This window comes from Nocardioides conyzicola, assembly GCF_039543825.1.
Taxonomy (GTDB): domain Bacteria; phylum Actinomycetota; class Actinomycetes; order Propionibacteriales; family Nocardioidaceae; genus Nocardioides; species Nocardioides conyzicola.
In genome coordinates, this window is sequence record NZ_BAABKM010000002.1 from 1,183,379 (window position 1) to 1,203,121 (window position 19,743).

Annotated in this window: 20 protein-coding genes; 7 read left to right on the forward strand and 13 right to left on the reverse strand. The window is 71.8% G+C overall.

What is annotated here, in order from left to right:
• Nucleotides 1-11 precede the first annotated feature (11 nt).
• From ABEA34_RS08845 to ABEA34_RS08865, 5 genes are all read right to left on the reverse strand, one after another.
• Complete coding sequence (locus ABEA34_RS08845) at nucleotides 12-743, reverse strand: ABC transporter permease (RefSeq protein WP_345520879.1); 732 nt, start codon at nucleotides 741-743, stop codon at nucleotides 12-14.
• The gene (locus ABEA34_RS08850) at nucleotides 740-1,450 is read right to left on the reverse strand and encodes an ABC transporter ATP-binding protein (protein ID WP_345520881.1); all 711 of its coding nucleotides are present in this window, start codon (nucleotides 1,448-1,450) and stop codon (nucleotides 740-742) included. The genes ABEA34_RS08845 and ABEA34_RS08850 overlap by 4 nt, the downstream gene beginning before the upstream one ends.
• A 141-nt stretch (nucleotides 1,451-1,591) precedes the next feature.
• Entirely contained in the window at nucleotides 1,592-2,188 is a 597-nt protein-coding gene (locus tag ABEA34_RS08855; RefSeq protein ID WP_345520882.1) for a TetR/AcrR family transcriptional regulator, read from the reverse strand.
• A complete protein-coding gene (locus ABEA34_RS08860; protein ID WP_345520883.1) occupies nucleotides 2,185-2,979 on the reverse strand; it encodes a sugar phosphate isomerase/epimerase family protein in 795 nt (264 codons plus the stop codon). The genes ABEA34_RS08855 and ABEA34_RS08860 overlap by 4 nt, the downstream gene beginning before the upstream one ends.
• Nucleotides 2,976-3,911: a Ppx/GppA family phosphatase gene (locus ABEA34_RS08865; protein WP_345520884.1), complete on the reverse strand. Its 936-nt coding sequence runs from the start codon at nucleotides 3,909-3,911 to the stop codon at nucleotides 2,976-2,978. Before ABEA34_RS08865 ends, ABEA34_RS08860 begins: the two co-directional genes overlap by 4 nt.
• Before the next feature lie 47 nt (nucleotides 3,912-3,958).
• Here ABEA34_RS08865 and ABEA34_RS08870 point away from each other — a divergent pair, with 47 nt between their 5' ends.
• From ABEA34_RS08870 to ABEA34_RS08880, 3 genes are all read left to right on the forward strand, one after another.
• Nucleotides 3,959-4,723, forward strand: a complete 765-nt coding sequence (locus tag ABEA34_RS08870; protein ID WP_345520885.1) for a DUF3109 family protein — start codon at nucleotides 3,959-3,961, stop codon at nucleotides 4,721-4,723.
• A gap of 72 nt (nucleotides 4,724-4,795) precedes the next feature.
• Nucleotides 4,796-5,434 (forward strand): VOC family protein, encoded by a 639-nt coding sequence (locus ABEA34_RS08875; protein WP_345520886.1) that lies wholly within the window; start codon nucleotides 4,796-4,798, stop codon nucleotides 5,432-5,434.
• Between the two features lie 112 nt (nucleotides 5,435-5,546).
• Nucleotides 5,547-6,134, forward strand: a complete 588-nt coding sequence (locus ABEA34_RS08880; RefSeq protein WP_345520887.1) for a class I SAM-dependent methyltransferase — start codon at nucleotides 5,547-5,549, stop codon at nucleotides 6,132-6,134.
• Here ABEA34_RS08880 and ABEA34_RS08885 read toward each other — a convergent pair.
• Nucleotides 6,131-7,216 (reverse strand): LacI family DNA-binding transcriptional regulator, encoded by a 1,086-nt coding sequence (locus ABEA34_RS08885; RefSeq protein WP_345520888.1) that lies wholly within the window; start codon nucleotides 7,214-7,216, stop codon nucleotides 6,131-6,133. The genes ABEA34_RS08880 and ABEA34_RS08885 overlap by 4 nt on opposite strands.
• A gap of 134 nt (nucleotides 7,217-7,350) precedes the next feature.
• Here ABEA34_RS08885 and radA point away from each other — a divergent pair, with 134 nt between their 5' ends.
• Both radA and disA read left to right on the forward strand, forming a co-directional pair.
• Entirely contained in the window at nucleotides 7,351-8,763 is a 1,413-nt protein-coding gene (gene radA, locus ABEA34_RS08890) for a DNA repair protein RadA (RefSeq protein WP_345520889.1), read from the forward strand.
• A 113-nt stretch (nucleotides 8,764-8,876) separates the two neighbouring features.
• Nucleotides 8,877-9,959: a DNA integrity scanning diadenylate cyclase DisA gene (gene disA / locus ABEA34_RS08895; protein WP_345520890.1), complete on the forward strand. Its 1,083-nt coding sequence runs from the start codon at nucleotides 8,877-8,879 to the stop codon at nucleotides 9,957-9,959.
• Nucleotides 9,960-9,972: 13 nt separating this feature from the next.
• On the opposite strand, the gene ABEA34_RS08900 is transcribed toward disA, so the two are convergent.
• Nucleotides 9,973-10,764 carry a hypothetical protein gene (locus ABEA34_RS08900; RefSeq protein ID WP_345520891.1) on the reverse strand — a complete coding sequence of 264 codons (792 nt, stop codon included), beginning with the start codon at nucleotides 10,762-10,764 and terminating at the stop codon, nucleotides 9,973-9,975.
• 76 nt (nucleotides 10,765-10,840) lie between these two features.
• On the opposite strand from ABEA34_RS08900, the gene ABEA34_RS08905 reads away from it, so the two are divergent.
• Entirely contained in the window at nucleotides 10,841-11,707 is an 867-nt protein-coding gene (locus tag ABEA34_RS08905) for an HhH-GPD family protein (protein ID WP_345520892.1), read from the forward strand.
• A 51-nt stretch (nucleotides 11,708-11,758) separates the two neighbouring features.
• Here the strand turns inward: ABEA34_RS08905 and ABEA34_RS08910 are convergent, their stop codons facing one another.
• Complete coding sequence (locus ABEA34_RS08910) at nucleotides 11,759-14,335, reverse strand: ATP-dependent Clp protease ATP-binding subunit (protein WP_345520893.1); 2,577 nt, start codon at nucleotides 14,333-14,335, stop codon at nucleotides 11,759-11,761.
• Nucleotides 14,336-14,608: 273 nt separating this feature from the next.
• Here ABEA34_RS08910 and ABEA34_RS08915 point away from each other — a divergent pair, with 273 nt between their 5' ends.
• Nucleotides 14,609-15,529 (forward strand): hypothetical protein, encoded by a 921-nt coding sequence (locus tag ABEA34_RS08915; protein ID WP_345520894.1) that lies wholly within the window; start codon nucleotides 14,609-14,611, stop codon nucleotides 15,527-15,529.
• Between the two features lie 19 nt (nucleotides 15,530-15,548).
• Here ABEA34_RS08915 and ABEA34_RS08920 read toward each other — a convergent pair whose 3' ends face one another.
• From ABEA34_RS08920 to ABEA34_RS08940, 5 genes are all read right to left on the reverse strand, one after another.
• On the reverse strand, nucleotides 15,549-15,875 hold the full coding sequence (locus tag ABEA34_RS08920; protein WP_345520895.1) for a histone-like nucleoid-structuring protein Lsr2: 327 nt from the start codon (nucleotides 15,873-15,875) through the stop codon (nucleotides 15,549-15,551).
• A gap of 52 nt (nucleotides 15,876-15,927) precedes the next feature.
• Nucleotides 15,928-16,365, reverse strand: a complete 438-nt coding sequence (locus ABEA34_RS08925; RefSeq protein WP_345520896.1) for a hypothetical protein — start codon at nucleotides 16,363-16,365, stop codon at nucleotides 15,928-15,930.
• Nucleotides 16,366-16,435: 70 nt separating this feature from the next.
• Complete coding sequence (locus tag ABEA34_RS08930) at nucleotides 16,436-17,209, reverse strand: type III pantothenate kinase (RefSeq protein ID WP_345520897.1); 774 nt, start codon at nucleotides 17,207-17,209, stop codon at nucleotides 16,436-16,438.
• Nucleotides 17,210-17,212: 3 nt separating this feature from the next.
• Nucleotides 17,213-18,085, reverse strand: coding sequence for a carboxylating nicotinate-nucleotide diphosphorylase (gene nadC, locus ABEA34_RS08935; RefSeq protein ID WP_345520898.1), 873 nt, complete (start codon nucleotides 18,083-18,085; stop codon nucleotides 17,213-17,215).
• Nucleotides 18,082-19,743 (reverse strand): L-aspartate oxidase, encoded by a 1,662-nt coding sequence (locus ABEA34_RS08940; RefSeq protein WP_345520899.1) that lies wholly within the window; start codon nucleotides 19,741-19,743, stop codon nucleotides 18,082-18,084. The genes nadC and ABEA34_RS08940 overlap by 4 nt, the downstream gene beginning before the upstream one ends.

Here is a 19,743-nt window from a genome sequence, read left to right on the forward strand (position 1 = left end):
GATGCCCGATTTCAGGGTGTACGGCGCCGCAGGGTCGCGGCGCCCAGGGCGAGCCCGGCGACGGCGTACGCCGCGACGACCACGAGGTCGCGCCAGACGTCTCCGGTGGCGGTCGTCTCGGTGAGGGTCTGCATCGCGTCGACGGCATAGCTGAGCGGCAGCACGTTGCTGACCCACTCGAGCACCTGCGGCAGCTGGTCGCGCGGGACGAAGAGGCCGCACAACAGGATCTGCGGGATCACCACGGCCGGCATGAACTGCACGGCCTGGAACTCGGTCTGCGCGAAGGCGCTGACGAACAGGCCGAGCGCCGTACCGAGGACGGCGTCGACGACGGCGACGACGAGCAGCAGCCAGACCGGCCCCTGCACGTCGAGGCCGAGCAGGCCGACGCTGAGGCCGACCGCCAGCGACGCCTGGACGGCGGCGACCGCCCCGAAGGCGAGCGCGTAGCCCAGCAGGAAGTCGAGCTTGCCCATCGGCATCGCGAGGAGGCGCTCGAGGGTGCCGCCGCTGCGCTCGCGGAGCGTGGTCACGCTGGTCACCAGGAACATCACGATGAACGGGAACATCGCGAGCAGGGCCGGCCCGACCTGGTCGAAGACCGGGGTGTCCTCGAACATCCACCACAGCAGGGTGATCAGCAGGCAGGGCAGGACGAGCAGCAGGGCGAGGGTGCGCCGGTCGCGGCGGATCTGGGTCAGCACGCGGCCGGCGACGGCCAGCGTGATGCGGGGCGTCATGCGTCTCGCCTCACGATCGCGAGGAAGGCGGCGTCGATCGAGTCGGCCTGCGCCTCCCGCTTGATGTCGTCGGGTGACCCGTCGGCGATGATCCGACCGTCGCGCATCAGCAGCAGCCGGTGGCACCGCTCGGCCTCGTCCATGACGTGGCTGGACACGAACACCGCGGTCCCGGCGTCGGCGAGGCGGTGGAAGAGCGCCCACAGGTCCTCGCGGAGGACTGGGTCCAGACCGACCGTGGGCTCGTCGAGGACGAGCAGGTCGGGGCTGCCGAGGAGCGCGACCGCCAGGCTGGCCCGGCTGCGCTGGCCGCCGCTGAGCCGGCCCACGACCTGGTCCCTGCTGCGGGCCAGGTCGACCGCCTCGACGACCCGATCCACCTCGCCGCTGTCGACACCGAGCACGCGGGCGAAGAAGCGGAGGTTCTCGGCGACCGTCAGGTCGTCGTACACGCTGGCCGCCTGGGTGACGTAGCCGACCCGGTCGCGCAGCGGCCTGCTCCCGGCCGCCTCGCCGAAGATGCTGACCGTCCCGGCCCGCGTCCGCTGGACGCCGACCAGGCAGCGCATCAGCGTGGACTTGCCGCAGCCGCTGGGGCCGAGCAGGCCGGTGACGCCACCGCCGATCCTGAGCTCGAGCCCGTCCAGCACCGGGCGCGCCCCGCGGCGTACCCGGAGCCCACGAATCTCCACCGCGTTTTTCACCATGTGATGAATTGTGGCCAATGCAGGCTGCCTGAGGCAAGGACTTCTCAGGCACTTCCTGAACTTCTCGGGCCTTGCACTGCCTGAGAAGCTCAGGGATCCCCGGTAAACCGGGTATCCCTGGGATCCCCGGGACAGGTGGGACTACGGCAACGGCCCGTCCAGATACCGCTGCAGGGTCGGGGCGTACGTCGCGACCAGCTGGTCGGCCGGCGCGGAGGCGAGGGGCTCGACGGCGAGGACGTAGCGGATCACGACGAGGCCGACGAGCTGGGAGGCGACCAGCTGCATCCGGCGCTCCGGCTCGTCGAGGCCGAGCGCCACGCCGACGGGCGCGAGCACCATGCGGAAGAACCCGTCGCGCACCAGCTGCTGGCCGCCCGGCTCGAGGACGCCGCGGACCAGCGCGAGCAGGGGCAGCCGCGTCTCCTCGATGTCCCACACCTTCACGAAGAGCTGCATCAGCCGCTCCCCCGCGCCATCCACTCCCGCCTCGACCACCGGCAGCAGCGCGACACGGGGGTCGACCCGCAGCTCGAGCGCGGCCACGAACAGGTCGTCCTTGGACCCGAAGTAGTGGTGCACCAGTGCCGCGTCGACACCGGCCGCGGCTCCGACGGCGCGGACCGACGTCCCGGCGTAGCCGTGCACGGCGAACAGCTCACGGGCCGCGGCGAGGATCGCCGCCCGGGTGTCGGGAGCCCCAGGCCGGCGGCCGCGGCGAGGAGCGTCCGAGGTCACGGGGTGCCCACCGCCAGGTGCTCGCGGGCGAACTCCAGCGACTCGACCAGGTCGCGTTCGCGCTCGGTCCGGTCGACGCACTTGCGGGTGTTGATCTCGAGCACGACCTCGCCGGAGAAGGCGGTCGTCGCGAGGTGGCGCAGGAAGGACCCCGCGTTCATCGACCCGCGTCCGGGCACCAGGTGCTCGTCCTTGGCCGACCCGGTGCCGTCGGTGAGGTGGATGTGTCGCAGCCGGTCGCCGAGACGCGTCGCCATCTCCACCACGTCGGAGCCCGCGATCGCGGCGTGGGACAGGTCGATGGTCGTGTTGGCGTAGGGCTCGGTGGACGGGTCCCAGCCGGGCAGGTACATCTCCGCCTTGCGGCCGGAGGCCCGCCACGGATACATGTTCTCGACCGCGAAGGCGAGCCCGGTCGAGGCCTCCAGCGCCGCGATCCCGTCGACGAACTCTCGGGCGTACGCCTTCTGCCAGCGGAACGGCGGATGGACCACGACCACCTCGGCACCGACGGCGTGCGCCATCTCGGCCGACCGCTCGAGCTTGCCCCAGGGCTCCGTGCCCCAGACCCGCTGGGTGAAGAGCAGGCACGGGGCGTGCACGGCGGAGATCGGCACCCCGTGGTGGTCGGAGAGCTGCTTGATCGCCGACGTCTGCTGGCTCAGCGCGTCGATCCCGACCATCACCTCGACCGTGTCGTAGCCCAGTGACGAGGCGTACGAGAACGCGTGGGCGGAGGACTCGGGGTAGACCGAGACGGTCGACAACCCGATCCGGGGCAGCGTGCTCATGGGAGATCACCGATCTGGTCGAGACGCTCGAGGATCACACCCTCGCGCAGTGCCCACGGGCAGATCTCGAGCGCCGAGATCTCGAAGATGTCCATGACCGCCTCGGCCACCAGCGCGCCGGGCACGATCTGGTGGGCCCGGCTGGCCGAGACGCCCGGCAGGCCGGCCAGCTCGTCGCGGGTCATCGACGCCAGCTTGGGGACCCAGTCCGCCAGCGCGTCCGCGGACAGGGCGCGCGGCACGAGCGGACCCTCGGCCGACGGGGCGGCACCGCAGATCCTGGCCAGCGACCGGAAGGTCTTCGACGTCGCCGCCGCATGGTCGGCGATGCCGTGGCGCAGCAGTCGTCCTGCGTCGCGGGCGATGTCGGCCCGGATCTGCTTGCGCAGCCCGCGCACCGCGTCGTCGTCGAGCCGTCCGTTCGCGAAGTGCTGGCGCGCGAGCCTCGCGGCCCCCAGCGGGAGCGACCACGCAACCTCGGGCTCCTCGTCGGCACCGCCGGCCATCTCCAGGGAGCCGCCGCCGATGTCGAAGACCCAGAGCCGCCCGGCGGACCAGCCGAGCCAGCGTCGTACGGCGAGGAAGGTCAGCCGCGCCTCGTCGTCGCCCGACAGGACCGCGATCGGCAGCCCGGTGCGCTCGTCGACCTCGCCGAGCACCGCGTCGCAGTTGCCGGCGTCGCGGACCGCGGAGGTCGCGAAGGCCAGCATGTCCTCGCAGCCCTTCTCCTCGGCGACCCGGAGCGCCTGGGCGGTGAAGGCGGCGAGGGCGTCGATCCCCTGCTGGGACACGGATCCGGCGTCGTCGAGGTGCTCCGCGAGACGCAGCGGCTCCTTGTAGGAGAAGGCCGGCAGCGGCGCCGCGCCGCGGTGGGCGTCGACCACCAGCAGGTGTCCGGTGTTGGACCCGATGTCGAGGACGCCCAGTCGCATGTGCCCAACGTACTAGGGGTTTGTCCCAGGACCCGTAGGGTTGCGGCGTGCCCGAAGTCGACCTGGTCTTTCCCCGCGCGTACGTCGAGTTCGTGAACCCCGCCGACGAGTCGGAGGTGCTGCGCTGCGATCTCACCTGGCTGACGTCCAGCTACAAGTGCATCTTCGGCGAGGGATGCTGCGGCATCTACGCGGATGCGCCCGACGTCGGCTGCTGCACCCTCGGCGCGCACTTCGCCGACAAGGCGGACGAGAAGCGGGTCGCGGCGTACGTCGACCTGCTCGACGACAAGCTCTGGCAGCAGAAGCCGAAGGGCCGCGCCGTCAAGAAGAAGGACTGGATCGAGGTCGACGAGGACGGCGAGCGCAAGACGCTCACCACGGTCGTCGGCGGCCAGCAGGCGTGCGTGTTCCACAACCGCACCGACTTCGAGCTCGGGGCGGGCTGCGCCCTGCACGCACTGGCGTTCGTGCTCGAGAAGAACCCGGTCGAGACGAAGCCGGACGTGTGCTGGCAGCTGCCGATCCGCCGTACGTTCCGCACGGTCGAGCGCCAGGACGGCACGTCGTACACGGAGGTCTCGATCGGTGAGTACGACCGCCGCGGCTGGGGCCCCGGCGGCCACGACCTCGACTGGTACTGCTCGGGCAACACCGAGGCGCACGTCGCCACCGAGGCCGTCTACATGACCCACGAGGCCGAGCTCACCGCTCTCATGGGCAAGGCGGCGTACGACGAGCTGGTGCGGCACTGCGACGCGCACGTCCGGTCGCGCTCGGCGCTGGCGCTGCATCCCGCCGACCCCCGCTGACCGGAACTCTCGACGTCAAGAAACACCGACCCCGGTGTCCGCGACCGTCACGAGGGCGCCCAGAATCTCCACATGCGCTTGGACCATCTCTCTTTCGCCGCAGGACCAGATGGCCTCGCCAGCACCGCCCAGCGACTCGGGGGACTGCTCGGCAAGGACTTCGTGGACGGCGGGGTGCACCCTCGCTTCGGCACCCGCAACATGATCCTGCCCCTCGCCGGTGACACCTACCTCGAGATCGTCGAGGTCCTGGACCACCCGGCCTCCGACAAGGCCCCGTTCGGCCAGGCCGTGCGTGCCCGCTCCGCCCTCGGCGGCGGCTGGCTCGGCTGGGTCGTCGCGGTCAAGGACATCTCCGTCGTGGAGGCCCGTCTCGGCCGCGAGGCCGTCACGGGCAGCCGCCACCGCCCCGACGGCGAGGCCCTCCGCTGGAAGCAGATCGGCGTCAGCGGCCTGATGGCCGACCCCCAGCTGCCGTTCTTCATCGAGTGGGAGAGCCCCTCGGAGATGCACCCGAGCACGGGCGCCGACGAGGACTTCTCCCTTGCCTGTCTGGAGATCGCGGGCGACCCGCAGCGCGTCAGCGAGTGGCTCGGCGAGTCCGTCGAGGCGCCGCTGGAGGACGTGAAGGTCGAGTGGGTGGCCCCCAACGGCACCCCGGGCATCCTCGCCGCGCAGTTCCAGACGCCCCGCGGCCTGGTCCGGCTCTGACGCCCTGAGCGTCTCCCCCGGGGCTCGGCCGAGCCCCAACATCTGGAACCACCCCGCGACGTACGAGACCGAGAACCGCGCGGTCGACCCGGACGGCGCGATCGAGGCCGCGATGCGGTCGGTCGCGTCGTGGGACGGGCGAGCGGTGCTCGACGTCGGCTGCGGCACGGGCTTCCACCTCCCCTGGCTGGCCGCGACCGCGTCGTCGGTCGTGGGCGTCGAGCCGCACGGCGACCTGGCCGCCCTGGCCCGTCGCCGCACCCGCCGGCTGACCAACGTCACCGTGCTCGACGGCACCGCGCAGGCCCTGCCGCTCCCGGACGCGTCCGTCGACGTCGCGCACGCCCGGTGGGCCTACTTCTTCGGTCCCGGCTGCGAGCCGGGCCTGGCCGAGCTCGACCGGGTCGTACGCCGTGGCGGCACGGCGTACGTGATCGACAACGACCCGACCCGCTCGACGTTCGGCGGGTGGTTCCGGCAGGGTTACCCCGAGGTGGACCCGGGCGCGGTCGAGCGGTTCTGGTCGACCCGGGGCTGGACCCGGATCCCGGTCGACATGCGGTGGTCGTTCACGTCCCGGGCCGACCTGGAGTCGGTGGTGCGCATCGAGTTCGCGGCCGCGGTCGCCGACGCCGTGCTGGCGGAGCACGACGGCACCGAGGTCGACTACGCCGTCAACGTCTGGTGGCGCTCCTACTAGGAGGACCCGCGTACGGCGAGGGTCGGCGTCAGCATCACGCCGGTGGCGGCGGCGGGAGGGTGGGCGAGCAGGCCCTCGAGCGCGGTGACGACCTCGACGGCGACCTGCTCGAGCGGCTGCCGGACGGAGGTGAGCCCGGGCGGCACGACCTGGGCGACCTGGGAGTCGTCGAACCCGATGACCGCGACGTGCTCGCCGGCGCGCATCCTCCGGTCCCGCAGGGTGTGCAGCACCCCCATCGCGAGGGTGTCGGAGGCGCAGACGAACGCCGACGGCTCGGCGCTGTCGAGCAGGTGGGCGCTCGCCTCACGGCCGGAGGCGATGGTGTCCTCGACCCGCGACGCGAGGCCGGTGGTGGGCAGCCCGCGCTCGTGCATGGCCCGAGTCCATCCCGAGCGGCGGTCCTCGCCGATCCGGGAGTCCTTGCGCCACCCGATCCACGCGATCCGGTGGTGGCCCTTGTCCAGCAGGTGCCGCGTGGCGAGCTCGGTGCCGGCGGCGCCGTCGACGTCGACCCAGGAGTGCCGCGCCTGGCCCCCGTCTGCCGACTGGAGGGAGTCCCAGGGCCGGCCGAAGGCGACGAAGGGCGCCCGGCGTTCCTGCAGCCACGCGGCCTGGGGGTTGCCGAGGTAGGTGTCGGTCACGACGAACGCGTCGACGGCGGTGGAGCGCAGCAGGTCGTCGTACCCCGCGACCGGGTCGGTCGCCGACCCCGTACCCGCGAAGAGCAGCACGTGGTAGCCGGCCTCGCGCGAGGTCTCGACCAAGGAGTGCACGAAGCGGTCCATGGTCGCGTTGGCGGTGCCCTCCTGGGCCGGACCGATCCGCATCCCGATCAGGTGCGAGGCCCGGGTGCGCAGGTTGCGCGCGGCCCGGTTGGGCGAGTAGCCGAGGGCGTCGATCGACTCCTGGACCCGGGTGAGCGTGTCCGGCCGGAGGAGGTCGGGGTTGTTGATCGCGTTGGAGACGGTCTGCCGCGAGACGCCGGCGCGCTCGGCCACGTCGGCCAGCGTCGGCGGGGTCGTCGGCACGGTGGCTCGGGTCTGCACCCGACCGATGGCGTGCTCGTCGTTCCGGGGCACCCACACCTCCTCGACCTGCAGGGTGGCCGCTTGATCGTTCCAATGAGAACACACCCGGTCGCTCTTGGACACGTGTTCCACCACGACGCCGGTGTCGTACGCCGGGTGTCGGCGCCGCCGCCTAGCGTGTGCGCATGCCCAAGACCGCGAGACCCGCCTACCGCTGCTCCGAGTGCGGATGGGAGACCGCCAAGTGGGTCGGCCGGTGCGGCGAGTGCCAGGCGTGGGGCTCGGTGGCCGAGGCGGCGGCGGTGCCGAAGGGGCGGACGACGGCGAGCCCGGTGACGACCCCCGCGGTCCCGATCGGGCAGGTGTCGGTGAAGGAGTCGGCGTTCCGCACCAGCGGGGTCCCCGAGCTCGACCGGGTGCTGGGCGGCGGCCTGGTGCCCGGCGCGGCGATCCTGCTCGCCGGCGAGCCCGGTGTCGGCAAGAGCACCCTCCTGCTGGAGGTCGCCGCGCAGACGGCGCGCTACCAGCGCCGGACGCTCTACGTCACCGGCGAGGAGTCGGCCTCCCAGGTGCGGCTGCGCGCCGACCGCACCGGCGGGGTCCACGACGAGCTCTTCCTCGCCGCGGAGACCGACCTCGGTGCGGTGCTCACCCACATCGAGCAGGTGCGGCCGTCGCTGCTGGTCGTCGACTCGGTGCAGACGATCGGCGCCTCGGGCATCGACGGCGTGCCCGGAGGCGTCACCCAGGTCAAGGAGGTCTCGGCCGCCCTGGTCCGCGTCGCCAAGACGCACAACATCACCACCGTGCTGGTCGGCCACGTGACCAAGGACGGCTCGATCGCCGGACCCCGGGTGCTCGAGCACCTCGTCGACGTGGTGCTCAACTTCGAGGGCGACCGCAACTCCCGGTTCCGGATGGTTCGCGCGATGAAGAACCGGTTCGGGCCCATCGACGAGGTCGGCTGCTTCGACCTCGGCCCCGACGGCATCACCGCCGTGACCGACCCCACCGGCCTGTTCGTCGAGAACCACCACAGCCAGGTGCCCGGCACCTGCGTGGCCGTGACCATGGAGGGACGCCGGCCGATGCTGGCCGAGGTGCAGGCGCTCGTCACCCACAGCGCGGCCGAGCGACCCCGGCGTACGACGTCGGGCCTGGACTCGTCGCGGGTCGCGATGGTGCTCGCGGTCCTGCACCAGCACTGCCAGATCCGGCTGCAGACGATGGACGTCTTCGCGTCGACCGTCGGCGGGGCCAAGATCGTCGAACCCGCGAGCGACCTCGCCGTCGCCGTCGCGCTCGCCTCGGCCAGCCAGGGGGTCGCCGCGCCGCGCGGGATGGTGGCGATGGGCGAGATCGGGCTGGCCGGCGAGCTGCGCCGCGCCCGCGACCTCCCGCAGCGGCTCGCCGAGGCCGCCCGCCTCGGGTTCCAGCTCGCGGTGGTGCCGACCGAGCCCGGCCGCACGGGACCCCGCTCCCCCGAGTCGTGGACGGTCGACGGGATGCGGGTCGTCGACGTGCCCGACGTCCGAGCGGCCCTGCGCCTGGTCGACCTCGCCTCGGACGCCGACCGGCGCGGACCCCGGCCGGTGTGAACCGGCGACGGCCGTGAGCGTTCTGTGACCTTCTGGGACCCCTTCACGCCCTAGACTGGCCGCGCGGGGTCGACGTTCAGCGCCCCGGCTTCAGCCCATGGGAGGACCTCGCGGTGGCCATCGACCGCTCGGACGAGCAGCTGCGCCTGCGCGCCACACTCGCCACGATCGCGCCCGGCACCCCGCTGCGCGACGGCCTGGAACGCATCCTCCGGGGCCGCACCGGCGCCCTGATCGTGATGGGCCAGGACAAGGTGGTCGAGTCGATCGCCACCGGCGGCTTCATGCTCGACGTCCCGTTCACGGCGACCGGGCTGCGCGAGCTCGCCAAGATGGACGGCGCGATCATCGTCGACAAGGACGTCACCCGCATCCTGCGCGCTGCCGTCCACCTGATGCCCGACCACACCATCCCCTCCGAGGAGACCGGCACCCGGCACCGCACCGCCGACCGGGTCGCGCGGCAGACCGGCTTCCCGGTGATCTCCGTGTCCCAGTCGATGCAGATCATCGCGGCGTACGTCGGCGAGACTCGCCACGTCCTCGAGGACGTCGGTCAGATCCTGTCCCGCGCCAACCAGGCCCTGGCGACCCTCGAGCGCTACAAGCTGCGGCTCGACGAGGTGTCCAGCACCCTCTCCGCGCTGGAGATCGAGGACCTGGTCACGGTCCGCGACGTCGCGGTCGTGGCCCAGCGGCTCGAGATGGTCACCCGGATCGCCCGCGAGATCGAGGACTACGTCCTCGAGCTCGGCACCGACGGCCGGCTGCTGTCCCTGCAGCTCGAGGAGCTGATCACCGGCGTCGACCTCGAGCGCGAGCTGGTCATCCGCGACTACCTGCCGGTCGGCCGGCGCTCCCGCACCCCCGAGTCGGTGCTCGCCCGCCTGGAGTCGCTCTCCTCCATCGAGCTGGTCGACCCCGCGGCCGCGGCCCGGGCGCTCGGCCTCGGCACCGGCGAGCACCTCGACGGCGCCGTCGCGCCTCGCGGCTACCGGCTGCTCGCCAAGGTGCCGCGGCTCCCCAGCACCGTGGTCGACCGGCTCGTCGACCACTTCGGCACCCTGCAGAAGCTGCTCTCCGCCGGCATCGACGACCTCCAGGCCGTCGACGGCGTCGGCGAGCTGCGCGCGCGCAGCGTGCGCGAGGGGCTGTCCCGGCTCGCCGAGTCGACCATCCTCGAGCGGTACGTGTAGTCGAGAAGCAGGTTCAGTCGGAAGAGCCGGTGGGCTCACCGGTCGGCTCGTCGCTCGACTTCTTGCCGGGCTTGCCGCTGGGCGTCTTCGACGGCTTCGGCGTGGACGTCACGGTGACGGTCGCGGCCACGGGCGTGGTCAGCTCGAACTGCACGTCCGACGGCTCTCCACCGAGCGCCGAGGCGGTGACGTGGTAGAAGCCGGGATAGGCCCAGTCGCCGCGCACGGAGCACTCGGCGTCGGCGCGCTTGGCCTGCTTCCAGACGACCCCGATCTCGGTCGTCACGTCGTGACGTACGACGACGTCGCGCCGCGCGATCGCCCGGTGGCAGGTCCGGCTGTTCCAGATCGCGTCCTTGCCGGACGTGATGGACACGGTGAGCGTCTCCGGCGCCACCCGCCACGTGCAGGCCGGCGACTCCATCGTGCGCAGCTGCAGCACGATCATCACGTCGCGGCCGGCGATGGCGTTCTGGACCTTCGGGGTGACCGCGATGTCCGAGCCGACGCACTCGCCCTCGGGCTCCGCGAGCACGGGCGCCTCGCTGGTCGTCGGGCTCTTGCCCGGCTTGACCTTCGTCGTCGTGGTCGACGTCGGCGGCGTCGGGTCGTCGGTCGGCAGCGAGGACGACGGGCTGTCCGCGGACAGCCGGGCCGCGTCGTCGCCGCCCGTGGAGGACGCGTCGCTCCCGTTGCCGAGCAGGTGGGCGATCGCGATCACCAGGAGCACGGCGGTGCCGAGCACCATGAGCCGGCGTACCCAGTAGACCCGAGGAGGCAGGGGTCCTTGGGTCAGAGCGGGCATGAACTCACGCTAGTCAGTTCGCGGCGACCGACGGCGGTGCCACTCCGGGGACGACGCCAGGAGACAATGCCGTGACATGAGCGAGCTCCACGAACCCGTGCTGCAGTGGTACGACGACCACGCCCGCGAGCTGCCCTGGCGTGGCGCGGGCGCCTCGGCCTGGTCGGTCATGGTCTCGGAGTTCATGCTCCAGCAGACGCCGGTCGCCCGGGTGCTGCCCGTCCACGAGGCGTGGCTGCGGCGCTGGCCGACGCCGGCCGACCTGGCCGCCGAGCCGACCGGCGAGGCGGTGCGCGCGTGGGGCCGGCTCGGCTACCCGCGGCGGGCCCTGCGCCTGCACGCCGCCGCCACCGTGATCGCCGAGCAGCACGGCAACCAGGTCCCGTCGGCGTACGCCGACCTGCTCGCGCTCCCGGGAGTCGGCGACTACACCGCGGCGGCGATCGCGAGCTTCGCCTACGGCCGGCGCCACGTCGTCCTCGACACCAACGTGCGCCGGGTCTTCGCCCGGGCGGTCCAGGGCGTGGAGTTCCCCTCGGCGGCGGTCACGCGGGCCGAGCGGGAGGTCGCGACCGGGTTGCTGCCCGACGACGACGCCACCGCAGCCACCTGGGCCGTCGCCGTCATGGAGCTCGGCGCCCTCGTCTGCACGGCGTCGAATCCGCGCTGCGGCGACTGCCCGCTCGCCGAGCTGTGCGCCTGGCGCGCCGCCGGCCACCCGGCGTACGACGGGCCGGCGCGCAAGGTGCAGACCTGGGCCGGCACCGACCGGCAGTGCCGCGGCCGGCTGCTCGCCGCGCTACGGGACAGCGACGGTCCCGTCCACCGCTCGACGCTCGACCTGGCCTGGGCCGACGAGACCCAGCGGACCCGCTGCCTGGCGTCGCTGGTCGAGGACCGGCTCGTCGTCGCGGCCGGCCCGGACGCCTACGCGCTCCCCTGAAATGCCGAGTCGGCGCCAGATTGCTGCAATCTGGCGCCGACTCGGCGTGGGTCAGAGCTCGCGGGGGACGTCCGTGGCGCTGTCGCTGTCGTCCGGGCCCTCGATCGGAGCCACGTCGGACGACGCGACCTCGGCGGTCTCGAACGGCGGCAGGTCGGGCAGCTCGCCGATCTTCTGGCCGTCGAAGGTGAACTTCGCCTCCGGGCCCTCGCCGTCGACGTCGACCAGCACGATCTGGCCGGGGCCGACCTCGCCGAAGAGCATCTTCTCGGAGAGGACGTCCTCGATCTCGCGCTGGATCGTGCGCCGCAGCGGACGGGCGCCGAGCACCGGATCGAAGCCGCGCGTCGCCAGGAGGTTCTTGGCCGCCTGCGTCAGCTCGAGCTTCATGTCGCGGTCGCGGAGCCGCAGCTCGACGCCGGCGATCATGTTGTCGACCATGTGGACGATCTGCTCCTGCGTGAGCGGCGGGAACACGATGATCTCGTCGACACGGTTGAGGAACTCGGGCCGGAAGTGCTGCTTGAGCTCCTCCGACACCTTCGCCTTCATCCGGTCGTAGGAGCCCGCGTCGCCACCCTGCTGGAAGCCGAGGTTGACGCCCTTCGAGATGTCCCGGGTGCCGAGGTTGGTCGTCATGATGATGACGGTGTTCTTGAAGTCGACCACCCGGCCCTGCGAGTCGGTCAGGCGACCTTCCTCGAGGATCTGCAGCAGGCTGTTGAAGATGTCCGGGTGCGCCTTCTCGACCTCGTCGAAGAGCACGACGGAGAACGGCTTGCGGCGCACCTTCTCGGTGAGCTGGCCACCCTCTTCGTAGCCGACGTAGCCGGGAGGCGAGCCGAAGAGCCGCGAGACCGTGTGCTTCTCGCCGAACTCCGACATGTCGAGCTGGATCAGGGAGTCCTCGTCGCCGAACAGGAACTCGGCGAGCGTCTTGGACAGCCAGGTCTTACCGACACCCGACGGGCCGGCGAAGATGAACGAACCGCCGGGGCGCTTCGGGTCCTTCATGCCGGCACGGGTACGGCGGATCGCGCGGGAGATCGCCTTGACGGCCTCGTCCTGCCCGATGACGCGCTTGTGGAGCTCGTCCTCCATGTTGAGCAGCCGGGTCGACTCCTCCTCGGAGAGCTTCACGATCGGGATGCCGGTCGCGACGGCGAGCACCTCGGCGATGAGCTCCTCGTCGACCTCGGCCACCTCGTCCATGTCGCCCGCGCGCCACTGCTTCTCGCGCTCGGACTTCTTCAGGATGAGCTGCTTCTCCTCGTCGCGCAGACGGGCGGCGGCCTCGAAGTCCTGGCCGTCGATCGCGGCCTCCTTGCGCTGGCGCACCTCGCCGATCTTGTCGTCGTACTCGCGCAGGTCCGCGGGCGCCGTCATCCGGCGGATCCGCAGGCGCGAGCCGGCCTCGTCGATCAGGTCGATGGCCTTGTCCGGCAGGAACCGGTCGGAGATGTAGCGGTCGGCGAGCGTCGCGGCCGAGACCAGCGCCTCGTCGGTGATCGTCACGCGGTGGTGTGCCTCGTAGCGGTCGCGCAGGCCCTTGAGCATCTCGATCGTGTGGGCGATCGACGGCTCGGCGACCTGGATCGGCTGGAAGCGGCGCTCGAGGGCGGCGTCCTTCTCGAGGTACTTGCGGTACTCGTCGAGCGTGGTCGCGCCGATGGTCTGCAGCTCGCCGCGGGCCAGCATCGGCTTGAGGATGCTGGCGGCGTCGATCGCGCCCTCGGCCGCACCGGCACCGACGAGGGTGTGGATCTCGTCGATGAACAGCACGATGTCGCCGCGGGTGCGGATCTCCTTGAGCACCTTCTTCAGGCGCTCCTCGAAGTCACCGCGGTAGCGCGACCCGGCCACCAGGGCACCGAGGTCGAGCGTGTAGATCTGCTTGTCCTTGAGCGTCTCCGGGACGTTGCCCTTGACGATGTCCTGGGCCAGGCCCTCGACGATCGTCGTCTTGCCGACGCCGGGCTCGCCGATCAGGACCGGGTTGTTCTTCGTACGCCGCGAGAGGATCTGCATGACCCGCTCGATCTCCTGCTCGCGACCGATGACCGGGTCGAGCTTGCCCTCGCGGGCGTCCTGGGTCAGGTTGCGACCGAACTGGTCCAGCACGAGCGACGACGACGGGGCGTCGCTGGTCGAGCCGCCGGGAGCGGCGCCCGCGCCGGACGCCTCCTTGCCCTGGAAGCCCGAGAGCAGCTGGATGACCTGCTGGCGGACCCGGTTGAGGTCGGCGCCGAGCTTCTGCAGCACCTGGGCGGCGACACCCTCGCCCTCGCGGATCAGGCCGAGCAGGATGTGCTCGGTGCCGATATAGGAGTGGCCGAGCTGGAGCGCCTCGCGCAGGGACAGCTCGAGCACCTTCTTGGCGCGCGGGGTGAAGGGGATGTGGCCGCTGGGGGCCTGCTGGCCCTGGCCGATGATCTCCTCGACCTGGGCGCGGACGGCCTCGAGCGAGATGTCGAGGGACTCGAGCGCCTTCGCGGCCACGCCCTCACCCTCGTGGATGAGGCCGAGCAGGATGTGCTCGGTGCCGATGTAGTTGTGGGAGAGCATGCGGGCCTCTTCTTGGGCCAGCACGACAACTCGTCGGGCTCGGTCTGTGAACCGCTCGAACATGCGCATCGCTCCTGAAGCTTCGTGGGGCCCTCCCCGCCGGCATCGGAGGGAGGGTACGAGACAACTAACCCCGCTGACAGCCTACGCGTTCCCCCGCGAGGGCCAACGCAGTCCGCTGAGAGCGAACACGTCCAGACAGGCCACCTCCCCGTGGCCCGTCGAGGTGACTCCACGCCTAGCCCATCTGCGTCAGGCGCCGCCCGAACTCGGGCGCCTACGTTGCGATCACCGGCGGGATCGCCCAGAGCCCGTCACACGGGCAGGGGAACCACCATGTTGAAACGCACCTCGAACTACCTCGCGCTGGTCGTCGCACTGTTCGCGCTCTTCATCGCCATGGGCGGCCCTGCGTGGGCCGCCGAGAAGATCAACGGCGCGAACATCAAGAAGTCCACCGTCACCGGCAAGCAGGTGAAGAACTCGTCACTGGCCGGCGCCGACATCAAGAACGGCTCCCTCACCGGCGCCGACGTGAAGGACGGCTCCATCGGTGCCGGCGACCTGGCCCCCGGGTCGGTCACCACTGGCAGCTTCGCCGGCTCCGCGGTCGCGCCGTCGGCGGTGAGCGCCCAGACGGCGGACTCCGCCCAGACCGCGGACACGGCCCAGAAGGCGCTCGCCCTGCCGGGCGTCCTCCCCGGCGACTTCAGCACCGCGGGCGGCACCGGGAGCACGGCCGGCGCCTTCAGCCTGGCCCTCGGCCGGCGGGCGCAGGCGACCAACACCGGGTCGTTCGTGTGGGCCGACAGCACCGCCGCCAACTTCTCCTCGACCGCCGACAACCAGTTCGCGATCCGGGCTGCGAACGGCATGCTCCTCGCGAACGACGCCGGCAACGCCGCGACGGTGCCGATCGGCACCCGCTTCCGCGACAACGCCGTCGTCGCGTGGGCCCGGGTCACCGCGGCCGGCACCCTGGACTCGAACTTCAACGTCAGCGCGATCACCAAGGTCGGCACCGGGCACTACCACGTGGTGCTGAACACCTCGCTGCTCAGCGGCTTCACCCTGATCCCTGCGGTGACGCCGGAGGTGGACGAGGCCGCCGGCAACGTGCCGCCGACGGGGGCCGCGAACGTGCGGATCGCCGTGACCAACCAGTTCGCGTCCGGCATCACCTTCGACGTCTACATGTACAACGGCAGCTTCGCGTCGGTCGACAACGACTTCCAGCTGCTGGTCACGGGCCGCTGACCCGGTCGCCAACGACGGGTCAGTTGGCGGCTTCGTACGCCGCGCGCACGTCGGCCGAGACGCGGCCGCGCTCGGGGACGTCGTAGCCGTTGCTGCGCGCCCAGTCGCGGATCTCCTTGGCGCTGGTGCCACCGGTGCTCGCGGCCGCCTTGCGTCCACGACGCGGGGCGGAGCCGACCTTGCGACCGTGGCCGACGTAGCCGGCGAGGGCGTCGCGCAGCTTGGCGGCGTTCTTGTCGTTGAGGTCGATCTCGTAGGACGTGCCGTCGAGACCGAAGGAAACGGTCTCCGTCGCCTCGCTTCCGTCAAGGTCGTCGACGAGAACAATGCTGACCTTCTGGGCCATTTCGGAAAACCTCATTCGTGGAAGCGGAATTGTGGATTCATCATGCCACGCGTTATCCGACTTTTCGAAGTCCGCGTCCGATCCGGGCATCGTCGACGAATTGGTAGCGAATGGTCGCACCGAATTCCATGGGTGGTTTCCAGACCCGCACGACCAGGACCAGCCCGAAAACCTCCTCGTCCTCACCGGAGCGGTAGAGCGACGCCGCCCGGCGGGCGACCCGCCGGGCCGCCGGGACACCGTCGACGCGCGCCTGCACCTCGATGCGGCCCCACACGCCGTTGTCGAGCCCCGTCGACCAGCTCACCCGGTCGACCCGCGTCACGCCGTCGAGGGCCGCGACGTCGTCGACGACGCCCTGCAGCGCCGCGGTGCAGGTCGCCCCGGGGCAGGTGTGCTCCTCCTGCAGGTCCGAGCAGCCCAGCACGCCCAGGCCCAGGACGCCTGCCACCACCACCGCCCACACCCGCATGTCCACCTCCGAGGTCACTCGGGGGAGCCTCACCGTCACCGGCGAGTGGAAACAGGCGCTGACCGAGGCTTGTGGAGAAGCCCGGGTCTCAGCGGTTCCGGGAGAACACCAGCTCGAGCCCGCGCAACGTCAGCCACGGGTCGTGCTGGGTGAAGCTGCGGCACTCGTCGAGCACCAGCGGCGCCAGGTAGCCGGTGGCGATCACCTGGACGTCGGCGGTCCGGGCACCGAGCTCGTCGATCATCCGGGACACAATTCCCTCGACCTGGCTCGCGACGCCGAAAACCATTCCGGCCTGGAGTGCCTCCACGGTGTTCTTCGCGATCACCGAGCGCGGCCGGAGCAATTCGACTTTGCGCAGCTGCGCGCCGCGACGACCGAGTGCCTCGAGCGAGATCTCGATACCGGGCGTGATCGCACCGCCGACGTACTGGCCAATTCCTGAGATCACGTCGAAGGTGGTGGCGGTCCCGCCGAAGTCGACCACGATGGCCGGGCCGCCGTACTCGTGGACCGCGGCGAGCGCGTTGATGATCCGGTCGGTGCCGACCTCGCGCGGGTTGTCCATCAGCACCGGGATGCCGGTGCGGACCCCGGGCTCGACCACCAGGTGGGGCACCTCGGCGAACGCCTTCGCGAGCATCTGCCGCCACTCGTGCAGCACCGCGGGCACGGTGGCGCACACGGCGATGCCGTCGACCTCGTCGAGCGCCGGACCGAGCAGCCCACGCAAGAGCACCGCCCACTCGTCGGAGGTACGGCGCTCGTCGGTCGCCACCCGCCAGTCGGCCGTGACCTGGCCGTCGACGACCAGCCCCAGCACCGTGTGGCTGTTGCCGATGTCAGCGGCGAGCAGGGCCATGGCTCAGCCTTCGCTGAGATCGAGGCCGAGGTCGAAGACCTTGACGGAATGGGTCAGGGCCCCGACCGAGATGAAGTCGACACCGGTCTCGGCGACCTCGCGGGCCCGCTCGATGGTGAGCCCGCCGGAGGCCTCCAGCGTCGCCCGACCGGCGGTGATGCGGACCGCCTCGGCCATCGTCGGCGAGTCCATGTTGTCGAGCAGGATCTCAGTGCAGCCCACGGCGAGCAGCTCGCGCAGCTGGTCGAGGTCGGTGACCTCGACCTCGACACGGAGGTCGGGGTACGCCGTGCGCACGGCCTCGTAGGCCGGCACGACTCCGCCGGCGGCGACGACGTGGTTGTCCTTGACCATCGCCCGGTCGCTGAGGCTGAACCGGTGGTTGACGCCGCCGCCACAGCGCACGGCGTACTTCTGCAGGGCGCGGTAGGTGGGGAGCGTCTTGCGGGTGTCGAGGACCCGGGCGTCGGTGCCGGCGAGGGCGTCGACCCAGTGCGACGTGGCGGTGGCGACCCCGGAGAGGTGGCTGGCGTAGTTGAGGGCGGTGCGCTCGGCCGTGAGCAGGCCGCGGGTCGGGCCGGCGACCCGCATCACGACGTCGCCCGGCTCGACGTGGGTGCCGTCGGGCAGCCGGTCGGAGACGGTGACGGTGTCACCCATGACCTCGTGGAAGACCAGTGCGGCGACGCCGAGCCCGGCCACCACCCCGGCCTCGCGGGCGGCGAAGACCCCGACCCCTCGGGCGTCGGCGGCGATGGTCGCCTCGGACGTGACGTCTCCCCCGGGCAGGTCCTCGGCCAGCGCCTCCAGCACCTGCGCGCGTACGGCGTCGGGGTCGAGCCCGGCGGCGCGGAGCTCCTCGTCGTACGGCGTCACGCCGCACCGTCCGTGGCGGGTTCGGGGACGAACGACAGCGTGCTCGCGCCGTCGCTCATCACCACGTCGAAGTGGCCGGCGAAGCCGGCGTCGTCGCGCTCGGGGAAGTCCTCGCGCCAGTGCGAGCCGCGCGTCTCCTCGCGCAGCGCCGCCGCGTCCGCCAGGGCCAGGCTGATCGTGACCAGGTTGGTGGTCTCCCACGACTCCTGGTCGATCGCCTCGGCGCTGACGCCCGCGAGCTTGTCGAGCAGGGCGACGGCGTCGGTCAGCCCGTCCGCGGTGCGGAGCACGCCGACCAGGGAGGTCATCGCCTCCTGCAGCTCACGGCGTACGACGCCCGGGACGAGCCCGGCCGTCCGCGTGTCGGCGACCGGGGGCATCAGCGGGCGGAGCTCGCCGGGCAGCACGGTCGCGATCCGCCGGGAGAAGACCAGGCCCTCGAGCAGCGAGTTGGAGGCCAGCCGATTGGCGCCGTGGACACCCGAGCAGGCGACCTCACCGGTCGCGTAGAGCCCGGGCACGTTGCTGCGCCCCCACAGGTCGGTGCGCACGCCGCCGGAGGCGTAGTGACACGCCGGTGCGACCGGGATCAGGTCGGTCACCGGGTCGACGCCGTGGCTGCGGCAGGTGGCGAGGATGGTCGGGAAGCGGCGCTCCCAGAACGCCGCGCCCAGGTGCCGGGCGTCCAGCCACATGTGCGGCTGCCCGGTCTCGAGCATCCGGCGCATGATCGCCTTCGCGACCACGTCGCGCGGCGCGAGGTCGGCGAGCTCGTGCACGCCCTGCATGAAGCGGTTGCCCTCGAAGTCGACGAGGAACGCCCCCTCGCCACGCACGGCCTCCGAGATCAGCGGCTGCTGGCCGCGGGACTCGGGGCCGAGGTACATGACGGTGGGGTGGAACTGGACGAACTCCAGGTCGCGCAGCACCGCACCGGCGCGCAGCGCGACGGCCATCCCGTCGCCGGTGGAGACCGACGGGTTGGTGGTCTGCGCGAAGACCTGGCCGAGGCCGCCGCTGGCGAGCACGATCGCGCGGCACAGCACCGCGCCGACGCCGTCGCGCTGGCCCTCGCCCATGACGTGCAGGGTGAGCCCCGCGACCCCGCCGTCCTCGGCCAGCAGCAGGTCGACGGCCAGCGCGTGCTGGATGACCTCGATCTCGGGCGCCTGCTCGACAGCGGCGATCAGGGCGCGCTGGATCTCGGCGCCGGTGGCGTCGCCGCCGGCGTGCGCGATCCGGTCACGGTGGTGGCCGCCCTCGCGGGTCAGCGACAGCTCGCCGTCGGGGTTGTGGTCGAAGTTGGTGCCGAGCGCGATCAGCTCGCGTACGGCGTCCGGGCCCTCGGTGACCAGGACCTCGACGGCGGCCCGGTCGCAGGCGCCCGCGCCGGCGACCAGGGTGTCCACCTCGTGCTCGTGCGGGGTGTCACCCGGGCCGAGGGCGGCGGCGATGCCGCCCTGGGCCCACTGCGTCGAGCCGGCGGCGAGCACGTCCTTGGTGACCACCAGGACCTTGCCGACCTCGTGGCGCAGGCGCAGCGCGGCGGTCAGCCCGGCGATGCCGGATCCGATGACGACGACGTCGGCGGTGGTGGTCCACCCGGGCTCGGGGGCGAGGAGGCGCCCGGGGACGCGGCGTACGGAGGCGACGGGCAT